This is a genomic window from Ensifer sp. PDNC004 (genome assembly GCF_016919405.1).
Lineage (GTDB): Bacteria > Pseudomonadota > Alphaproteobacteria > Rhizobiales > Rhizobiaceae > Ensifer.
Window position 1 is genome coordinate 527,356 of sequence record NZ_CP070352.1, and the last position, 18,384, is coordinate 545,739.

The window sequence follows — 18,384 nt, forward strand, 5'->3', positions numbered from 1 at the left end:
ACCGAAACTTGACCTCACCTCATTTCGAAAGCCTGCTGTCGTCAATCTCCGCCCGGAGCGCCAAGGTCGGCGTCATCGGGCTCGGCTATGTCGGCCTGCCATTGGCGATCGCCGCGGCTCGCGCGGGCTATTCCGTCATCGGTTTCGACATCGATCCCGGCAAAATCGTCGCGCTCGACGCAGGCAAATCCTATATCGGCGCGGTCTCGGATGCTGTTCTTGCGCAGGAGAGCAGTGCCGGCCGCTTCCGTTCCACGACGGATTTTCTCGAACTGTCCCGTTGCGACGTGATCGTCATCTGCGTGCCGACGCCCCTGACCAAATATCGTGACCCGGACCTTTCCTTCGTCGAAAAGACGTCTAGCGCGATCGCCGCGACCCTGCGCCCCGCCCAACTCATCGTCCTGGAATCGACCACCTACCCCGGCACGACCGATGGCATCGTGCGCAGCATCCTCGAGGAAACCGGGCTCAAGTCCGGCGCCGAGTTCTTCGTCGGCTTTTCACCGGAACGCGAAGACCCCGGCAATCCGGTCTATGAGACCGTGAGCATTCCGAAGGTTGTCGCCGGCGACGGGCCCGAGGCGTCAAAGCTGATGGAGGCGTTCTACGCCTCCGTGGTCAAGACCGTCGTGCCGGTCTCGTCCAACGCCACGGCGGAAGCCGTGAAGCTCACCGAGAATATCTTCCGCTCGGTCAACATCGCGCTCGTCAACGAATTGAAGATCGTCTACGAGGCGATGGGCATCGATGTCTGGGAAGTGATCGAGGCGGCCAAGACCAAGCCGTTCGGCTACATGCCGTTCTATCCCGGCCCCGGCCTCGGCGGCCACTGTATTCCGATCGACCCCTTCTACCTCACCTGGAAGTCGCGCGAGTACGAACTGCCGACGCGCTTCATCGAGCTTGCCGGCGAGATCAACTCGGCCATGCCGCGCCACGTCGTCAGCCGGCTGGCCGAAGCACTGGACCGGCACGCGGGCAAGGCGCTCAGCCGCTCCAACGTCCTCGTCATCGGCCTCGCCTACAAGAAGAACGTTCCCGATATTCGCGAGAGCCCTTCGCTGCGCCTGATCGAACTGATCGAGGAGCGTGGCGGCCGTACCGCCTATCACGACCCCTACGTCGCCGAGATCCCGCCGACACGCGAATATGCTGCTCTGAAGGGCCGCCGTTCGGTGACGCTCGACGAGCCCACGGTGGCGGCGTTCGACGCCGTGCTGATCGCCACCGACCACGATCAGGTGGACTACGCGGCCCTCGCCAAGTGGGCGCCGCTCATCGTCGATACCCGCAACGTCTTCCACCGCAACGGCCTGACAGGCAGCCACATCATCAAGGCTTAAGCGCAACGGTCGACGCGCGCCCCTTTGTCTGCAAAGGTTAGGCAGTGCCACCCGCGACGGGGGGAGCGGCCTTGTTGCGCGCCAGCGCAGCCTTGAGATGGCTCGCCGCCACCGCATAGCCGCCGGAGGCCCCATCGACGAAGTGCATGTGGTCGCGGGCCATCGGCGTCGGCACGATGCAGGTCATCAGAGCCGAATCCTGCCGGTGCAGGCCATAGTGCCCGACGCCCTCTGCCTCTGCCCGCTGCAACCGCGCCTCGATCCGCTCAAGCCGCGCGGCGCTGATATCGATCGTCATTTTCAGGCCGTCGTCGAATTTGCGGAAGTCGGTATTGTCGGCAAGATCGCGGCGGTAACGGTTCGTATCGAAGGGCCCGAGGTTCCAGCCCATGCGAAGGCAGACGAAAAGTGCCAGCGTCTGCACGGTGATGAAGCAGCGTTTCAGGAAACGTCGCCCCGGGGGCGCAGCGGCACGTGTCTCGGTGTCGATCCCCTGGAAGGAGAACCGCGCGGTCGGCCCGAGCTCGGGGACGGGGTGCCCCCCGCGATCTTCCTCGCCGGCAAGCGCGACGACGTCGGCGATCAGCGCCTGAAATTCCGGGCCGTTGCCTTTCGCCCCGGGCACCGCGATGATCGAGGCGATGGTGCCATGTCGGGACTCGATCGGGTTCCAGCGACAGGAAAGGCCGGTCAGGTCCGGCCGGCTTCCGGCAGGGGCCGCCGCGACGTGGTAGCGCCCAGCCTTCATTGCCGCTTCGGCCCAGCTTGCGCCGCCGCCTGCAAACATCGCGTAGGAAACCTCGTCGCTCGCTTTGAAGCGGGCGACGCGCATGTCGAGTCCTTGCTGGCGAATGTCGCTGACCGGAACGAGCGCGGTCCGCAACTCAAGGTCAAGTTCCTCCGCCACCCAGGTCTTCACCGCCGCCAGCGCATCCCGCGCCCGGTCGGCCATCGAGGCCGGCAGCGCCGCCAAGGCGCCATCCCCCCCGAATACGAAGGGCATCGTCTTTTCTTCGAGCACGTTCATCAGGGCGGATATGACGCTCGCGCCGGCCATGTTGACCGTCTTGTAGCGGCCGTCGGCAATCGCACCGGTCGAATTGACGATATCGGCCACTGCCACCACCCAGCCGTCCGGCAACGGCCGGTAATTCGCCTCGTCCGCGACCCCTTCGAAGGCGTCAAACAGCGGCACGCTATCGTAAAATCGCCCTTTCATTGCCTCAGCCATCAGCGCCTCGATCTTCGCTCGCCCTTAACGTTCGATAGATAATTCACGCAGGAGCGCAACAAAAAGTTTCATTGGCTGTTACCACGGGGACACCTCTTTCTGGTTCGATGGCCTAGAAGACATGCGAGGAGCGGATTTGGATGGAGCGGGACTTGGCGACGCGAAGGTTAGTTTCCAAATAATAACCCATGGCATTGCAGGGGTGTGGCCATCTGTGCTTGTTTAACAGTCACACAAGGATCAAAATGATCCAAGCGTGCGTAGTGAAGCCGAAACTGAATGCGTGACGACAACTTTCGAGTGCGGTTCTGGGGCGTAAGAGGAAGTTTGCCGGTCTCCGGCCAACAATACGTCGCCTATGGGGGAAATACATCCTGCATCGAGATTCGATGCGGCAAGGATGTATTGCTGTTCGACGCCGGTTCCGGCCTGCGCGAGGCGGGCTATGCCCTGATCGCCGAAGGTGTCGAAGAGTTTGATCTGTTCTTCACCCACAGCCACTACGACCACATTATCGGTCTTCCCTACTTCAAACCCATCTACAAGTGTCGCAATTCGGTGCGCTTCTGGTCTGGCCATCTACACGGCACCATGACCACGCGGGAGATGATCCGCGATTTCATGCGCCCGCCGTGGTTCCCGGTCGATCCCGACATCTGTCAGGCTAGCCTCGACGGCATGGACTTCAAACCCGGTGACGTGCTGACCCCGCGTGCCGGCGTCACCATCCGCACGACGAGCCTCAATCATCCCGGTGGCTGCGTCGGCTACCGGATCGAATGGAACGGCCGCGCCGTCGCTCTTGTCTACGATACCGAACATGAACCGGGCGTTCTCGATCCTGGGGTCCTCGAACTGATCGCCGGCGCCGACCTGTTCGTCTACGACTGCACCTATCTCGAAAGCGAGATGGAGCATTTTCGTGGCTATGGACACTCGACCGGCATGCATGGCGCAAGACTGGCAATGGCCGCCGGCGTCAAGCAGCTCGCCATGTTCCACCACGACCCGTCGCGCACCGACGAGGCGTTGGCCGCCATGGAACGCGACGTCCAGGCGACGTTCCCCGGTGCCTTTGCCGCCCGTGACGGACAGATCGTCGAGCTCGACTGAGCATCCGATACCGCGTCAGAATAGGCTCACATTCCCCAGCGCACAAAATCCCCGGGCGGAACTATTTCTTGCCCTGCGGATTCCTTCTTTCCAAAGAAGGAGTAGCGAATGAACAAGGACAAGAAGGCCCAACAGGCGATCGAAGAAACCGGCAAGGAACCCGCGGGTGGGCAGAATCTTCCAACTGCAGGTCCCCATGCGAAGGATCGACTGACCGACAAGAGTAGGACGCCCGGCTCCGGCTTGCTGCCGGATAACGACGACGACGCGATCGTTCCCGGTAGCGGCTGAGGTGGTGTGCAATCGAAGCAGGGCCGTCGCATACGACGGCCGCGCCGACCTGACATCGGGGTTCGCCTCCACGCCTGGACGCCGTACTTTTTCTCGCAGCAGTCGGCAAAGCACTTGCCAGCGCAGATTTGTCAGGCTGTAAGATCGGCACCGGTTCGCCAGCGACAGGCCGGATTCCCGGCCGTCAGGGCGAATAGCGCCTCCATGAAGGACCAGACGCCGGCGTCGTGAACCAGATGATGGGTGAGCACGCCGATGGTTCGCCCGGCCTGATCCCGCTTCTTTTCATCTTCACCACAGACTTGCCGCAGCCGGGCGATAAGGTCGGACACGATCGCTGCGTGGTCGCGGCAGCCGCGCGTTCCGTGCCAGTCCATCACATCGACATGGGTGTTGACGAGCTTGAACGGCGAGGGCTTTTCGGGGCCGTAGACCGAGAGCGCTTCAAAACCAATCCCGGGCAGGCCATTCAGAAGCGCGCCATCGATCCGGTTCCACGGCGGCACCAGCATCGGCACGAAGCTCTGCGGAAACAGCGCCCGGAGGCGCGTGTAGCCCGCGGCGAGTTCCTGGAGAACCGTTGAGCGCGGCCGGTGGGCGCCGAGTTCCTGCTTCTTTTCTTCCGGCGGAGCGTGGTTGCGATGCGCCCACCCGTGCACCGCAATGCTGACGCCGGCGTACCCATCGAGGTGGCGCGCAAGCGCCTCCCCCGTCAGCGCCGGCGGCACGGCGATGACCACCGGAATCCGGTAGCTGTCGACCAGCGACAGCAGGCGGTCGAGCGCTGCCGTCGGCTCGGCGGCATCGTCGTCCCGCAGCCAGAAATCAACCTGTCGCCCGGATGCAGCCACGCGCTCAAGCGCGACGGCAAGTTGCCGCCAATGGGGTTGCGTCATGGCAACGCCTCCAGGTGCTCGTCGAATATCGTGCGCAGTCGCCGCGTCGCCGCAGGAAAGGAGCGCTCCTCGTGGACGAACCGTCCGGCCGCCGCGCCCAATCTCCGGCGGAGAGCCGGGTCCTCTATCAGAGCGCGCATCGCCGCCGCTAAGGCTGCGACATCACCGTCGGGCGTGAGTATCCCTGTCTCGCCGTCCTTGACCACTTCCGGCACGCCGGCAGTGTTTTGCGCAATGACCGGCAGGCCCGCCGCCTGGGCTTCCAGGTAGGCAAGCCCGTATGCCTCGCCGCAGCCCGGCCAGACATAGAGGTCGCGGCGCGCAAGAATAGCCGGCAGATCGGCAGCGCTCCTTTCGCCGAGCCATTCCAGCCGGTCGCACGGCAGGGTCGAAAAAGCCTGTTGCACCTCGTCGCGGCACGGACCGTCGCCGACGATCGTCAGGGTCCAGCGGGTGTCGGTAATGCGCGTCAGCGATTGCGCCAACATGCGGTAACTGTCCAGCTTGTCGCCGCTGCGCATCATCGCGACAACGACCATGCGGCAGAGGTTATCCTTGCTTCGGCCCGCCAGCGCAAAAGGCGTCGCATCGATGAACGGCGCAAGCATCGCGTGGCGGCAATCGGGTGCGGCCTCCAGCAGGCCATCCCGGTCCCGGCGTGTCAGGCAGATGTTGACCGCCGCCTGCTTAATGGCCTGGAGCGCGTGGCGTTGGGCGATCGCGCGAACGCCGTCGTTTCGCCGCGCCGAGTATGAAGCTTCGGCCGTCACATAGGGGATGGCGAATTCGGCGGCGAGTGTCGGGCCGAGGAGATCGGGCGCCTTGTAGTAGGGATGGTAGCAGAACCAGAGATCGGGGGCGCCGTCACGCGTCCAGTCCTGCCGAAGGCGGGTGATCTCGCCTGCCGCCCTTTGCTCCAGCTCATGAAATTCTGCGTCCGATGCGGTCGCCATGAAGCTGCGCAGGTCCGAGACGACCGCGACCTCGTGCCCTCCCGCGCAGACTGCTGCAACCAGCATGCGCGCCATCAGCCGGTCACCCGAGGGAACCGGATGGTCAGGAGATTTCAGCGGTGCGTAAAAGGCGATCTTCATCCGCAGAAAGCTATCGTTTCTCCGCAGCGGACTGTCAACCGACCGCGCCGGAAGCCTGCCGCTTTCCGATGGCAGCGCGGGAAACAAGAGGACGCGTCCGCGCCACCGTCCGCGGCCAGGGGAATACCAAGCGCCGCCGCCACCGGTTCATCGGTCGACTGGCAAATCGTAGTAGTCCCGGCGGATCAGTTTCAGCGAGCGGTCCGGCTGGATGACATAGGTTTCCTGAACGAAGCTGTTGCCGCTCGTGAAGCGGTGCGGAACGATGCTGCCGACGGGCGCTTTCGTCAGCTTCGTGCGGGGCTGCCCGCCATAGGTGATGCTGCCGGGGATCGGCTCAAGGTCCGGCGTCGTACAGCCCGCAAGCGTCACCGCGGACAGAGCAAGCAGGCCAAACAGCCCGCCAAGGCTGCGGATGTTTTTCACCATGATAACCTGGCGGGCCCATTGCCGTCTGCCGAAAGCGCGATGCCCGCCACTCCTTGTTTCGTTTTCCAACCCGCGGCCAGACCGCGAAATATTGCCGCCGCGTCCGCTAAGGCGTTGCGACCACCCCCGTGCTGCCGGCCCTCTCGACCGCGGTTTCCGTATCATGCGCCGACAGCAGGCTATAGGCGACATAGTATTTGTAGATGTTGCTGACATATTGCACCGTCTCGCGCCCGACGATCGCCGCCGCGGCATTCTCGACATTGCCGAACCAGAGGTTCGGGTCGAGCCCCATATCCTTGGCCTTGGCCCTGAACTTGCGCAGGTTTCCCGGCCCGGCATTGTATGCCGCGAAGGCGAAAAGCATTTGGTTTTTCGGCGTGACGGCCGGATCGTTAATGTAGGTATCGATGAGATAGCGCAGATATTTCGAGCCGGCCTCGACGTTGAGGTTCTCGTCCTTGTCGATGCCGCGGATGTTGACGACCTTGTCGGCGGCGGTCGATGGCAGCAGCTGCATGATGCCGACCGCGCCCCGGTGGCTGCGGCGGGACTGATCGAGCTGCGATTCCTGGTAGCCCTGCGCCATCAGCATCAGGTGGTCGAAGGAATAGGTCTTCCCGTGCGTGCGGAAGATTTCCACGAGCTGCTTGAAACGCTCGACATCGGCTGGCGCATAGGCGCGCTTCAGCATCTTGTCGCCCTTGTAATAGGTGCTCCTCAGAATGTTGCCGAAGGTGGTCCCAACCCTGTGGGTCTTGACGAAGTCGTCGAGCACCGCCTTGAGCTTGGGGCTGTCCTTGCGGATCGCCCAGGCGATCTCGCCGTGGTCGGAAACGACGATGTCCTCGCGCACCTTTAGGTCGGTGAACACCTTCACCCAGATGTCCGCCTTGTATTTGTCGACGACCGTCCAGGGCAGCAGGCCGGCATTGATCATCTCCAGGACATCTTCGTCCTCGAGGTTCTCATCCATGTCCTTCAGAGCGATCGGCGCGCGGCCGGCCTTTTCGAAGCCGGCACTGAGCGCCGCCAGGTGCTCGTAATAGCTGCTTGATCGGCGCACCTGCAGTTCCTGTCCGCTCAACTCGTCGACGCTCGTGATCGGTGGCGCCAGAGGGCCGGTGACCAGCACCTCCTTCGCCTCGTCGAAGAGCGGCGCGGTGAAGTCGACCTTTGCAAGCCGTGTCTCGGTGATCGTCAGGTTGGCCATGACGATGTCGCCAAGGCCCTCTTCGAGCGCCGACAGCAGGCGTGCGCGCGGCATCGGCAGGAACCCGACGCGGATCTTGTCTATCTGCTTCTTGCGGCCCTTGTTGAGTTCGTTTTCGAGCGCCGTTCCGAAGTCGACGGCCGTGCCCAGTTGCTGGCCGCGATCGAGGAAATAGATCGTCTTGCTGAACGGCACGATGATGCGGATCAGCCGCCGCTTCTCCATACCGTCGAAGTCATCCGCATGCGGGACGAACATCGAGCGGAGGAATTGCTCGCTCGATTGCGCCATGGCGCTGCCGCCCGCAAAAAACACAAGCAGCAACAGCCCCAACAGAATGCGTTTCATGGTCGGCCTCCCCAGCCCTGAGAAACCCGTTGGCGAATTCTACTCCTTTGCCCCGCCCTCCTCGCCGAGTGCGGCCGCTGCATTCTTCTTGGCGATCGCGTCCCGGGTTGCGGCGGCGGCGGCAGCGGCCGAATGCTGCTGCTCGTCGCCTGCCACCTGCACGGTTGGCGAGGCAAAGTTGATGCCGTTTTCCTTGAACGATTCCTTGATCATGACCTGCGCCCGACGCCGGACCTGGGTCTGCGCCCCAGGCTTCGTCTTCATGGCGAAACTCAACGTCATGCCGTAGTCGCCAAAGTTCTCGACGCCCTTCATCTTGACCGTCTCCAGGATCAGCGGCCCGATATCTGGATCCTCGAGCAGCTTGGCGCCAATCCCCTTCACCAGCTTCTTCACCTTGGCCACATCGGCATCGAAGGAAACGTTGATCAGGAACTTGTCGATCACCCAGTCGCGGCTCATGTTCTGCACGGCGCCGAGCGAGCCGAAAGGCACCGTATAGACCGGGCCACGGTGATGCCTGAGCTTGACGGAGCGAATGCTGAAGGACTCGACCGTGCCCTTGTAGCTGCCGCTCTGGATGTACTCGCCAATCCGGAAGGCGTCATCCATCATGTAGAAGATGCCGCTGATGACGTCCTTGACCAGCGTCTGGGAGCCAAAGCCGATGGCGACGCCGAAGACACCGGCGCCGGCAATCAGTGGGCCGATTTCCACGCCAAGGCCGGAGAGCACCATCAGCACGGCCACGATCGCGATGAAGGCCGCAAGAAAATTGCGCAAGATCGGCAGCAACGTCATCAGCCGGGTGTTGCGCGCACGTTCGGCCGGATCGTCGGTCGCGTGATTGGCCTGCTTGACGCGCAGATTGATGAACCCCTTCACCAACTGCCAGACCAGATCCGCCGTCAGCAGAATGACGATACCTGCTAGCGCCCCGCGGACCACCCGATTGAAGGCGTCGTCATGCATCATCGCCGTGGCGCTGACCTTGAAGACGAGCGCCAGCCAGCCGGCCGCCAGAGCGATGACCAGCAGGCGCGCGCCGCGCTCGATGAAGATGTTGCGCATCACATGCAAGTCGTCTTCGGCGGATGCCTGCAGCAAGGTTTTGGTGAACGCGCTGGTGAAGCGCAACAGCGGCGGTATGCCGATGACGTAGAGGCCGATCCAGAACAGCACGTCCATGCCGGCGACCCAAAGCAGCCACAGCACGATGAGGAAGGCAACCAGGAACACATTGCCGACGATGCGGCGCGAACCGACAACGGTGCCGGCGGGCCGACGCACGACGGTCAGTATCCCGAGCGCCAGCACCAGCAGGCCAAGCAGCGCGGTGATGAGATCATGCACGTCGCTGGAGATCGAAAGCGCGCGCATCGCATCGCCGACACCCCAGACGAGGGCGGCGGCGCCGATCAGCCACAGACTGTGCCGGTACCAGAAACTGGCCTCCTCCGCCGTCAGCGACATATAGCCCCCGCGCCCGTCCGCGCTCTCTTCGCTGACAGGGCCGCCCGTCAGGACCGCCGAAGCGATGATCATCAACAGCCGGGCGCCGATCCAGGCGCCGAGCAGCGGCGCGATCGTCGTTTCCAGCCGCGTCGGCCAGTCGGCGATCGCCAGCACCGACATGCTGGCGGCGGCAAAAACGATGAGCGGTAGCACGCGCGTGAGCATGGTGCGGGCCGGCCCCGTCAGCACAGCCCCCTTTAGACTGCGTCCAAGCAGCCAGCGCAGAAGATATTCGGCGCCGTAGCCGATCACCAGGATCAGGAAAAACCCTTTGAGGATGGGCGCAGTGCCGTGGCTCTCCATGTCGCCGGCAAGGCGCTCCTGTGCCGCCCGAATTTCCGGGCCGACGCGCGGAACCGCGTTGCCGATGCCGGTCAGGTGGCGCCGGATTTCGGCGGTCCACCGCGCCACGACGCCGGTCGCGGGCGTTCCGTCCGGTGTATCAGCCGAAGCGGCCGGCGCCGTCTGTTTCGTCGACAGCCACTGTTTCACTTCCGGATCATCGAGAAGCTGGATCAGCTGCTGGACCTTTGCGGGCGGGGCCGCAGGCGCGACCTCCTGCGCCATCCCCGGCGAAATCAGCCCGAAGACTACGGAAAGAAAAGCCAGGAGACCGAAAAGCGGCCCCTTAAGCAAACGACCCGACGACCCGACACAGCCCATTCTCAACACCCCCGACGAACATGCCCGTCCCCCGACCGGCACCACTCCCAATCTTTACAAAGGCTAACATACCACCTGACTGTTGCGTCAACGTCAAATTCAATGCGGTCAGCGGCGGCGGAAGCCACCGCCACCGTGGAACCCGCCACCTCCGTGGAAACCGCCTCCGCCGTGGAAGCCACCGCCGTCAAAGCCGCCGCTTCCGAAACCGCCAGGGCGGTCAAAGCCACCGGCGCCACCGGTCGGGAAGTTCAGCGGCCGCTGATCGAAGGACTGCCGCTCGAAGGTGCGCTGGTTGCCCAGCTGCCGGCCGATATTGTCGATAGCCAGATGATCAGGAGCGTGCTCGCGGGCAGCCCGTGCCGCACCCTGACCGGTCTGCTGGCGCGTCTCTATCCGCTGGTTGAGGTTTGCAGCCGCATCGGGATGGTTGGTTGAGAATTGCTCGCCCGCCTTGGTCCTGTCCTGGATCAAAGGCTTCTGGACCGGCTGCCATCCGTCGGGCGTATGCTTCTGCCATTGTCCGTCGTCGCGGCGATAGACGTTTCCGTCACGGCCGGCATAGACGTCGCCACCCTTGCCGCCGGCGACAAAGCCGTGGTTGCCGTCCGACGTGCGCCAATTGACGCCGGCGCCGTTGGCAGTCGAGCCGCCGCTGATGCGGGTAAAATCGGACCCGTGCTTGACGGCCGCCGTGCCCCAGCTGCCGTAAACGTTATGCCCTCCGCGGGCGATCGCCGCGTTGCCGGTGCGCGGATTGTAGGCGGCAACGAAGCCGCGGTCTCCGTTCGGCCCGTAGCCGACCGCGCCGCGAATATAGGTGCCCGTGCGCGGATTGTAGGCCGCACCGGCAGCAATGCCGCGATAGGGCCCGTAGGCATATCCATAACGGCCGAACGTGCCGATGGCGGGGTTGTAGAAGGCGCCGACGCCATAGGTCACCGGGCGCGGATAATAGGGCCAGTAGCCGCCACCGGCCCAGCCGTAATCCCAGTAGTCGTCATAGTACCAGCCGGTGCCGTAGACGAAGGTGTCCCAGGCAAGATAGGCGCCGAGATAACCCATCGTATAGCCGAACCAGACCGCATCGGGCTCGGTATCATAGATGCGCACATAGGTGGCATTGTAGATCGGCGACGACGGCGGGACGGTATAGATCTCGTCCGGCACCGCCTTCGCCACGGCGAATGGCCCGGTCGGTGCATCGCCGACGAACCACACCCCGTCCTTCAGCACGAAGTACTTGTCGCCGACCTTGATGACGGTCTCGTTGGTGTTGACCGCATAGGTCAGGGAGGTCCCGTCGATCTTTTCGAACTTCGGGTCGCCGCTGTAGGCGACGTCCACGGTGACCGAACCGTCGAGGGCGACACGCGCCTTTTCGGGGATGCTGGCCTTCAGCCGTGCCTCTGCATTCTCGGAGGTGCCGGGAACGGATGAGCGCACCGTGTAGTAGGCCGCATCCTGCGGGATGTTCTGGAAGTCCTGCGGCAGTTTGGGTGTCGCAAAGGTCCAGGGCCCGTCGAGCGAAGTGCCCGCGAACCAGCGCCCGGATACGAGGATGTACCAGCTGCTATCGGCGTCACGGTAAAAGACGTCGCTCTCGGTGTTGGTCGCAACCTTGAGACCGGTGCCCGGAACCTGATCGAGTTTCGGCTCACCGTCGAAGGCGAGCAGTTCCGACGGCTTGTCCGAATAGATGACGTCGGGCGCGATCACCTTGTCCGCCTGCGGCGGGATCGCCGCCTTGGCATCCTTCCAGTTGTCGTCGTCGGGCAGCTTGCTAAGAATGTCGGGAAGCGATGCCGCAGGCTGCCATCCCGAGGAAATATCCTTGGACAGCAGCCATGACTTGTCGTTGCGCAGGTAGTAGGTCGCGTCGGCCTCGACCTTGAACAGGTCCCAATTGGTGTTGACCGCGAAGGAGAGCCCCTCGACGCCCTTGACCGGGGCGAGCACGATCTTGCCGTCGGTCTGCACCAGGATTGCCGGCTTCTTGCTGACGAAGATCGGCGGCGCGTCGGCCTTCAGCCCCTCGACATTGCCGAGCCGCTGATAGGCGGCAAGGCTCGCCGTCAGCTTGTCCTCCGAAACGGTTATCGTCCCGACCGGCATCAGCTTGCCAACCTCAAGCGTCAGGTCCGCCAGCTCTTTGCGGTCGAGGACGGAGAAGTTGATCTCGGTCATCTTGATGTCGGAAACGACGACCTGGCCCGACGCACTGTCGGCGTCGGTCTTGCCGGTAATGCCCACCACGCCGAAGATCGGCTCGGCGTCGTCGGACTGCTTGTATTCGGCGGCAATCAGCGCATCGAGTTCGGTGAAATCCTTCCAGGCGTTGATCTGCGGCTGGTAGAGCGTGATGGTCGCGCCACTGTCGGTCTTGTAGGCGCGCGGCCAGCCGAGCCCCTTGGGATCGGCATCGTCCAGGTACTTGCCGCTGACGAAGCCGTTCTGGCCGTTGAAGCTCACCGCGCACCAGGTGCCCGCATCGTCGCATTCCTTGACATCGACCTCGGTTCCCTCGGCGATCGTGCCCAGGCTGTTGAAGCCGGTTCCCGGTCCTTCCCGGAAATTGACGGAGGCGCTCGTCGTCGCCGGCCCGGCCTGCGCCGGAACGGTGGCAATCGCGAAGAGGGTGAAAGCGAGCGTCAGTCTGCGCATGAACGGTTCTCCGAGATCCCGGGCGGCCCGACGCGCGCCCGCAACGACTGAAGCCGAACCTGACGCCGGAACCGGTTGAGCCATAAGCATCTTTGCCCGCTGCCGTAGCGCAAGTACGTAACAGTAACGGCGACCGTAACGGGTCAGCGAGACGGTGGATGCGACTGCGCGGAGTGTGTCGCAGCATACGCCCGGCACGGAAGCGATTCGGAGCGCCGCAGGGGCGCATGCCGTTCACCGCCCCTTACGGCCCTTCAGGTCGCCCGCTTCTGTCCCGATCGCGACGGTCGCTATCCCGTCTCCCCGGACAAAATCATCAAAGCGTCGCAAATCTTTGTGTTTTAGCCCGTAGTGATTGCATAGAGTCATTTATTCAAGCAAACTCATATGCATGATTTGACCACTCCTACGTGCGGAGGAAATACAAGTGAACACGAAAGCCCCCAGCCAGATCGATGTCTTTGTCGGTTCCCGCGTCAGGATGCGTCGGTTGATGGCCGGACTGAGCCAGGAGAAGCTGGCCGACGGTCTCGGGATCACATTCCAGCAGGTACAGAAGTACGAAAAAGGCACCAACCGCATTGGCGCGAGCCGTCTGCAGGCGATCGCCGATATCCTCGGCGTGCACCCGAGCTTCTTCTTTCAGGAAGGTGAAGACCCGGCCGGCGCACGCAGCGGTGCGGGCGACACCACGCGCGAACCGAGCGAAATCTCGTCCTTCGTTTCGTCGAAGGAAGGCATTGCGCTCAACCGCGCTTTCCTGAAGATCACGGACCCGGTGCTGCGCAAGAAGATCATCTCGCTGGTGGCAGCGGTTGCCCAGACGCCGGAGACCGAGACCGCCCGCTCAAGCGCGAGCCACGCTCAGGACCTGCACGGCTAAACACCCGCGCCCGACAGGCCAGCGCCCGACAGGAATGACCGGATGACATTCAGACTGCAGACCCTCGGGCGCTTGCGGCTCGTCGATAACGGCGGGCGTGAGGTAGCGTTTCCCGAAAAGGGTCTGCTGATCCTGTGTCATCTGATCGTCGACGGCCACAGCGAGCAGTCCAGAAACGATATCGCCAAACTCCTTTGGGACGAGATCGTCCCGAGCCAGGCCTTCGTCAATCTGCGCAAGACGATCTCCCGCATCAGCGCGCGCCAGGAAGAACTCGGCTGTCATTTTCTGAGTTTCTCGCCATCGTCCGTGCGCCTCGACGCCAGCCGGCTCAAAAGCGACGTCGATGCCATCGGGCGCGAGGCCGGCGATCCGCTTTCGCGCCTCCAGTGGGCGGTCGAAACGTTCCAGGAAGACTTCCTCAAGGACCTGAAGTCCCAAGGCCAAGCGCTGCATGGCTGGATCGAGCGGCAGCGTGGCGAGCACATGGCGCTGCTGCGCGAAAGCCTGCTGCTCGCAGCAGCGGAGGCGACGAACAACCATCGCAAGCTGGTCAAGGCGGCAGCGACCCGTCTGCTCGAGCGCAACCCGCTCGACGAGGACGTGCGCAAGATCCTGACCCAGGCGTTTCAGCTCGAGGGCAACCATCTGGAGGCGCGGGCCGTCTCGAATAACGGCGGCGTGATCACGATCGGCAGGCCGGAATTGCGATCGGTCTCGACGATAATCGCGCCCACGTCGGACGCGGTCGTCGATACGCGCCCGCCGCGCGTCGTCCTTCTGCCGCCGAACAACGGCGCGATCGACAGTCCTGCAACACAATTTGCAAGCGCCCTGATCGAGGACGTGACGATCGGACTTTGCGCGCTTCGCTCGGTTTCGGTGATCGCGCCCTACACGGCCGCGCAGATCAGCCTGCAGGCCGACAAGGCCAACACCTACCAGAAGCATGCCATCAGCTACATTCTCGACACGCGCCTCACCGACGAAGGCAGCCGGCTGACGCTCTTCACGCAATTGATCTTCTTTGCCAATGACGAGGTGATCTGGGCCGACCGTTTCAATCTCGACGGCGACGGCTTGATGGCCTCACGGCGGGAAATCGCCCGCCAGATCGCGCTGGCGATCGCCAACCAGGTGGAGCGCAACGAGGCGCATCGCCAGACCTTTGAGACGAATGTCGGTTCCTACCGCAACTTCCTGCTCGGCCAGCGCTATCTCAAGCAGCTCAACCTTCCGGAGGTACGGCGCGCCCGCAAGAGTTTCCGCGAAGCGCTCTACCAGAACGGCGACTTCGCGCCGGCGATGAGCGGACTGGCCCGCAGCTACTTCGTCGAATGGCTGCTGACGGCCCGTGGCGACGCCGAATTGCTGGCGCTTGCGGAACGGCATGCGCGCGATGCGGTTGTGGCCGACGACACGCTGGCGACGGGCTACCGCGAGCTTGGCGTCGTCAAGCTCTACTTGAGACAGTTCGACGAGAGCATGGAATACCATGACAAGGCGGAGGCGCTGAGCCCTCAGCACGCCAACGTGATCGCGAGCTATGCCGACACGCTGGTGCAGGCCTCCCGCCCTGAAGGCGGCCTGCGCAAGATCCAGGCAGCAATCGATCTCAACCCGATTGCGCCGGACGAATATTTCTGGACCGCGGCCGGAGCCAGCTACTCGCTTGGCCAGTATGAGCAGGCGATCGCCTATATCGAGCGCATGCGCGATCCGACCCCTGCCGACCGCCTGGCGGCGGCAAGTTGGGGCATGCTCGGCAACCGGAAAAAAGCACGCCAGTTCGTCCGCAAGACTTTCGACGTGCATCCGGACTTTGATCTCGACAAGTGGATGACGATCGTTCCCTTTAGGGAAGAATGGCAGCGCGTTCATTATTGCGAGGGTCTGCGCAAGGCAGGCTTCTGATTTCTTACATCAGCAACGGCCAGGAGGGGAAAATGGCAAAAGTAGTGGTGATCGGTTTGGCGGACGACAACCGCCTTTGGGTCGCGGATCTGGATGCGGGCACGGTTACGCAGATTGCGGCGCCGACGCAGGGACCGCTGGCTGCGGCCAACGACCTGCGCAACAACAGTGGGGCCATGGTGCACAAGGGCGTCAATCTCGCCGTCGTTGCGGCCTCGTCCGGCTCCGTTTCCGGCGGGTTCATGGACGGCTAGTCCACGCGTGGCACAAGCCGCTGAAACCGGCCGGCCGTCGGACGAGCATTCCAGCCGTCCGGCGGCCGGCGCGTTTTGCTATAGCGATCGCGCCTGCCCGCCCGAAGAAACATTCCGGCGGATCGAGGCATACTTGCCGGCGCTCGGCGTCACCCGGCTTGCGCGACTGACGGGCCTCGACCGGATCGGCATCCCGGTGTGGAGCGCCGTATCGCCCAACGCCCGATCGATCGTCATCAACCAGGGAAAAGGCATCACCGACATCGACGCCAAGGTTTCGGCGGCCATGGAGGCGATCGAGCGCGCAGTGGCCTGCGCACCGTCGGCCGCGACAAGAACGGCCACCAGCCGGGCTCTTTTCGAAACAGGCGACCGAACATTGCATCTGCCGGGGCTCATCGCGGCGGGGCAAGGGGACCTTCAGGACGACGAAACCATCGACTGGCTCCGGGGCTTCGACCTCTTTGACCGCGCAACCACCTGGGTTCCGCGCGAAGCGGCGATCCTCGACCGCACGATCGTCGGCTGTCGCTACTGGCAATCCTCCGACGGCCTGGCGTCGGGCAACACCGAGACCGAGGCGATCCTGCACGGCTTGCTCGAGCGCATCGAGCGCGACGCCGAAACGCTGTGGCGAATGCTGCCGCTGAGCGGCAAGCACCGCGGTTGCGTCGATCCGGGAAGCTTCGAGGATCCCGCTCTCGACGGGCTCGCGGAACGGATCTCCGCCGCGGGCCTGGACCTGCGCCTCTTCGACATGACGAGCGACGTCGGCATTCCCTGCTATGCCGCGACCCTTGCAGAAGCAGGCATTCTGTCGGCCAGGCAGCCGCGCTATCACGACGTCACCATCGGGCACGGCGCCCATCCGGTCGCGCGGCGCGCCGCCATCCGTGCGGTGACGGAGGCTGCCCAGTCGCGGCTCACCTATATCAGCGGCGCCCGCGACGACGTCTTTCCGGAAACCTTCACCCGCGACCTTCCCGAGGAAACGCGAGGCCTGTTTGCCGCCGCGCCGCTCAGGAAAAGCTTAGCGGCGCCAGATGCCCCGGCCGGGCCGAAGGCGCTGCTCGATGACGTCGTGCAGCGGCTCGAAGCGGCCGGCATCCAAACGGTTGTCGTCGTTCCGCTGATGGAAGGCGTTGCGCCTTTCTCCGTGGTCAAGGTCATCGTTCCGGCCCTTGAAAATCCCGACGGTCTGCGCAAGCGCCGTTTCGGCGAACGGGCGCTCGCGCGCGCGCTGGAGGCCAGATGAACGTCGTCTTTGTCGGCCCGACCCTGCCGGACATACCAAACGCCGCGGACAAGAGCGTTCTCGTCCTCCCGCCCGCCGTCCAGGGCGACGTGCTGCGCGCTGTTGAGGACGGCGCAACCGCGATCGGGCTAATCGACGGCAACTTCGAGAATGTCGCGCCCGTCTGGCACAAGGAAATCCTCTATGCCCTGTCGAGAGGCGTGCAGGTCTTCGGCGCGGCCAGCATAGGCGCGCTGCGGGCGGCAGAATGCGCGCCCTACGGCATGGTCGGCATTGGCGAGGTCTACCGACAATACGCCGAGGGCGAGCGTGTGGACGACGCCGATGTTGCGCTGATCCACGGCCCCGCCGAACTCGGCTATCTGCCGTTGACGCTACCGCTGGTCAATGTCGATGCGACGCTCAGGCGCCTTTCGCAGAGCCACGCCCTTGCCTCCGAGTTCATCGCGTTGATCGGCGCGACGGCGTCCGCCATGTTCTACAAGGAGCGCAACTGGGCGAGCATCGTCGCGCGCGTGGCGCTTCCGGCGGGCACGGACCGCGCCCGTCTCGTTGCTCTGCTCGCGCGTGAATACGTCGACCAGAAGGGCATCGACGCGGGACATTTGCTGGACGTACTGCGACATGCGCCGACCCAACGAACGGTTGCACCGCAAAGCTGGAGATTCAATTCTACCAGCATGTGGAAGAGGTTGTTCGGTCAACCTGACGCTTCATCTTAAGGGTGTGGTTTTCAGATACAACGTGTGTCACGCTCATGTCACGCGCACTCCCGCCAAGTCACGCTATGATTGGTCACGCTGGGCTGGGCCTTTGGGTCCAATGGAAGCTGGGGAAAATCATGCTATCTTCATTTGCTGTACCGGTCGAACCGGAAGACAAGGAAAAGGAGCTCTTGGCACTGGCTCGTCTCGTCACCTATGCACGCGACTCCGCCAAGACCCTCAACGTCGAAGGCGTGCAATACTGCCTCGAACTCGCGCTCGCATCGCTGCTCAAGGAAGCCGAAGACTGCGGCAGCCAGAGAGCACATCTGACCAACGAGCTGCTGACGCGCCCGAGCCTCGGTCGCTGCTAAGTTCCACGCCGCTTCTGGGATTGCCGTCATCCGGCGATTGGTCTGCCTCCGCGAACCTTTAGTTTTGCGGATAAGCGGGCATGGCCTCGATGACGCCGACAACCGGATAGCCCCGTTTTGCCAAAGGCGAAGCGGGGTCGCCGCCGTTGTTCGACCCGCGGTGGCCCCTCCCGGCGCTTCCCCGCGAGCGGATTTGG

At 63.6% G+C, this 18,384-nt stretch carries 16 protein-coding genes; 9 read left to right on the top strand and 7 right to left on the bottom strand.

The window, feature by feature from the left end; all coding sequences use genetic code 11:
* Positions 1-8 precede the first annotated feature (8 nt).
* Positions 9-1,346, top strand: a complete 1,338-nt coding sequence (locus JVX98_RS02365; RefSeq protein ID WP_192449580.1) for a nucleotide sugar dehydrogenase — start codon at positions 9-11, stop codon at positions 1,344-1,346.
* 37 nt (positions 1,347-1,383) lie between these two features.
* Here the strand turns inward: JVX98_RS02365 and JVX98_RS02370 are convergent, their stop codons facing one another.
* Positions 1,384-2,577: a DUF3095 domain-containing protein gene (locus JVX98_RS02370; protein WP_192449579.1), complete on the bottom strand. Its 1,194-nt coding sequence runs from the start codon at positions 2,575-2,577 to the stop codon at positions 1,384-1,386.
* A gap of 279 nt (positions 2,578-2,856) precedes the next feature.
* Here JVX98_RS02370 and JVX98_RS02375 point away from each other — a divergent pair, with 279 nt between their 5' ends.
* Together JVX98_RS02375 and JVX98_RS02380 are read left to right on the top strand one after the other, a co-directional pair.
* Entirely contained in the window at positions 2,857-3,690 is an 834-nt protein-coding gene (locus JVX98_RS02375; RefSeq protein ID WP_192449578.1) for an MBL fold metallo-hydrolase, read from the top strand.
* A gap of 108 nt (positions 3,691-3,798) precedes the next feature.
* On the top strand, positions 3,799-3,981 hold the full coding sequence (locus tag JVX98_RS02380) for a hypothetical protein (RefSeq protein ID WP_192449577.1): 183 nt from the start codon (positions 3,799-3,801) through the stop codon (positions 3,979-3,981).
* Positions 3,982-4,112: 131 nt separating this feature from the next.
* Here the strand turns inward: JVX98_RS02380 and JVX98_RS02385 are convergent, their stop codons facing one another.
* The 6 genes from JVX98_RS02385 to JVX98_RS02410 form a co-directional block, all read right to left on the bottom strand.
* Complete coding sequence (locus JVX98_RS02385) at positions 4,113-4,877, bottom strand: polysaccharide deacetylase family protein (protein ID WP_192449576.1); 765 nt, start codon at positions 4,875-4,877, stop codon at positions 4,113-4,115.
* The gene (locus tag JVX98_RS02390) at positions 4,874-5,971 is read right to left on the bottom strand and encodes a glycosyltransferase family 4 protein (RefSeq protein ID WP_192449575.1); all 1,098 of its coding nucleotides are present in this window, start codon (positions 5,969-5,971) and stop codon (positions 4,874-4,876) included. Before JVX98_RS02390 ends, JVX98_RS02385 begins: the two co-directional genes overlap by 4 nt.
* 147 nt (positions 5,972-6,118) lie before the next feature.
* Positions 6,119-6,388 carry a hypothetical protein gene (locus JVX98_RS02395; RefSeq protein WP_371826519.1) on the bottom strand — a complete coding sequence of 90 codons (270 nt, stop codon included), beginning with the start codon at positions 6,386-6,388 and terminating at the stop codon, positions 6,119-6,121.
* Between the two features lie 118 nt (positions 6,389-6,506).
* A complete protein-coding gene (locus JVX98_RS02400; RefSeq protein WP_192449574.1) occupies positions 6,507-7,961 on the bottom strand; it encodes a lytic transglycosylase F in 1,455 nt (484 codons plus the stop codon).
* A 39-nt stretch (positions 7,962-8,000) separates the two neighbouring features.
* Positions 8,001-10,139, bottom strand: a complete 2,139-nt coding sequence (locus JVX98_RS02405) for a mechanosensitive ion channel family protein (protein WP_205236734.1) — start codon at positions 10,137-10,139, stop codon at positions 8,001-8,003.
* A 108-nt stretch (positions 10,140-10,247) separates the two neighbouring features.
* The gene (locus JVX98_RS02410; protein ID WP_205236735.1) at positions 10,248-12,803 is read right to left on the bottom strand and encodes an SH3 domain-containing protein; all 2,556 of its coding nucleotides are present in this window, start codon (positions 12,801-12,803) and stop codon (positions 10,248-10,250) included.
* Between the two features lie 427 nt (positions 12,804-13,230).
* Between JVX98_RS02410 and JVX98_RS02415 the strand changes: the two genes are divergently transcribed.
* From JVX98_RS02415 to JVX98_RS02440, 6 genes are all read left to right on the top strand, one after another.
* Positions 13,231-13,686, top strand: coding sequence for a helix-turn-helix domain-containing protein (locus JVX98_RS02415; RefSeq protein ID WP_192449571.1), 456 nt, complete (start codon positions 13,231-13,233; stop codon positions 13,684-13,686).
* Between the two features lie 42 nt (positions 13,687-13,728).
* Positions 13,729-15,600, top strand: a complete 1,872-nt coding sequence (locus JVX98_RS02420) for an SARP family transcriptional regulator (RefSeq protein ID WP_205236736.1) — start codon at positions 13,729-13,731, stop codon at positions 15,598-15,600.
* 32 nt (positions 15,601-15,632) lie between these two features.
* The gene (locus JVX98_RS02425) at positions 15,633-15,854 is read left to right on the top strand and encodes a hypothetical protein (RefSeq protein WP_192449569.1); all 222 of its coding nucleotides are present in this window, start codon (positions 15,633-15,635) and stop codon (positions 15,852-15,854) included.
* Between the two features lie 7 nt (positions 15,855-15,861).
* Entirely contained in the window at positions 15,862-17,109 is a 1,248-nt protein-coding gene (locus JVX98_RS02430; RefSeq protein ID WP_205236737.1) for a YcaO-like family protein, read from the top strand.
* On the top strand, positions 17,106-17,831 hold the full coding sequence (locus JVX98_RS02435) for a TfuA-like protein (RefSeq protein ID WP_205236738.1): 726 nt from the start codon (positions 17,106-17,108) through the stop codon (positions 17,829-17,831). Before JVX98_RS02430 ends, JVX98_RS02435 begins: the two co-directional genes overlap by 4 nt.
* Before the next feature lie 119 nt (positions 17,832-17,950).
* Positions 17,951-18,187: a hypothetical protein gene (locus JVX98_RS02440; RefSeq protein WP_034799160.1), complete on the top strand. Its 237-nt coding sequence runs from the start codon at positions 17,951-17,953 to the stop codon at positions 18,185-18,187.
* Positions 18,188-18,384 lie beyond the last annotated feature (197 nt).

Bases quoted from the DNA above. Each gene is read 5' to 3' on its own strand.
- JVX98_RS02440 (WP_034799160.1), top strand. From the start codon at position 17,951: ATGCTATCTTCATTTGCTGTACCGGTCGAACCGGAAGACAAGGAAAAG.
- JVX98_RS02425 (WP_192449569.1), top strand. From the start codon at position 15,633: ATGGCAAAAGTAGTGGTGATCGGTTTGGCGGACGACAACCGCCTTTGG.
- JVX98_RS02435 (WP_205236738.1), top strand. From the start codon at position 17,106: ATGAACGTCGTCTTTGTCGGCCCGACCCTGCCGGACATACCAAACGCC.
- JVX98_RS02400 (WP_192449574.1), bottom strand. From the start codon at position 7,961: ATGAAACGCATTCTGTTGGGGCTGTTGCTGCTTGTGTTTTTTGCGGGC.
- JVX98_RS02420 (WP_205236736.1), top strand. From the start codon at position 13,729: ATGACATTCAGACTGCAGACCCTCGGGCGCTTGCGGCTCGTCGATAAC.
- JVX98_RS02390 (WP_192449575.1), bottom strand. From the start codon at position 5,971: ATGAAGATCGCCTTTTACGCACCGCTGAAATCTCCTGACCATCCGGTT.
- JVX98_RS02380 (WP_192449577.1), top strand. From the start codon at position 3,799: ATGAACAAGGACAAGAAGGCCCAACAGGCGATCGAAGAAACCGGCAAG.
- JVX98_RS02385 (WP_192449576.1), bottom strand. From the start codon at position 4,877: ATGACGCAACCCCATTGGCGGCAACTTGCCGTCGCGCTTGAGCGCGTG.
- JVX98_RS02405 (WP_205236734.1), bottom strand. From the start codon at position 10,139: ATGGGCTGTGTCGGGTCGTCGGGTCGTTTGCTTAAGGGGCCGCTTTTC.
- JVX98_RS02370 (WP_192449579.1), bottom strand. From the start codon at position 2,577: ATGGCTGAGGCAATGAAAGGGCGATTTTACGATAGCGTGCCGCTGTTT.
- JVX98_RS02375 (WP_192449578.1), top strand. From the start codon at position 2,857: ATGCGTGACGACAACTTTCGAGTGCGGTTCTGGGGCGTAAGAGGAAGT.
- JVX98_RS02410 (WP_205236735.1), bottom strand. From the start codon at position 12,803: ATGCGCAGACTGACGCTCGCTTTCACCCTCTTCGCGATTGCCACCGTT.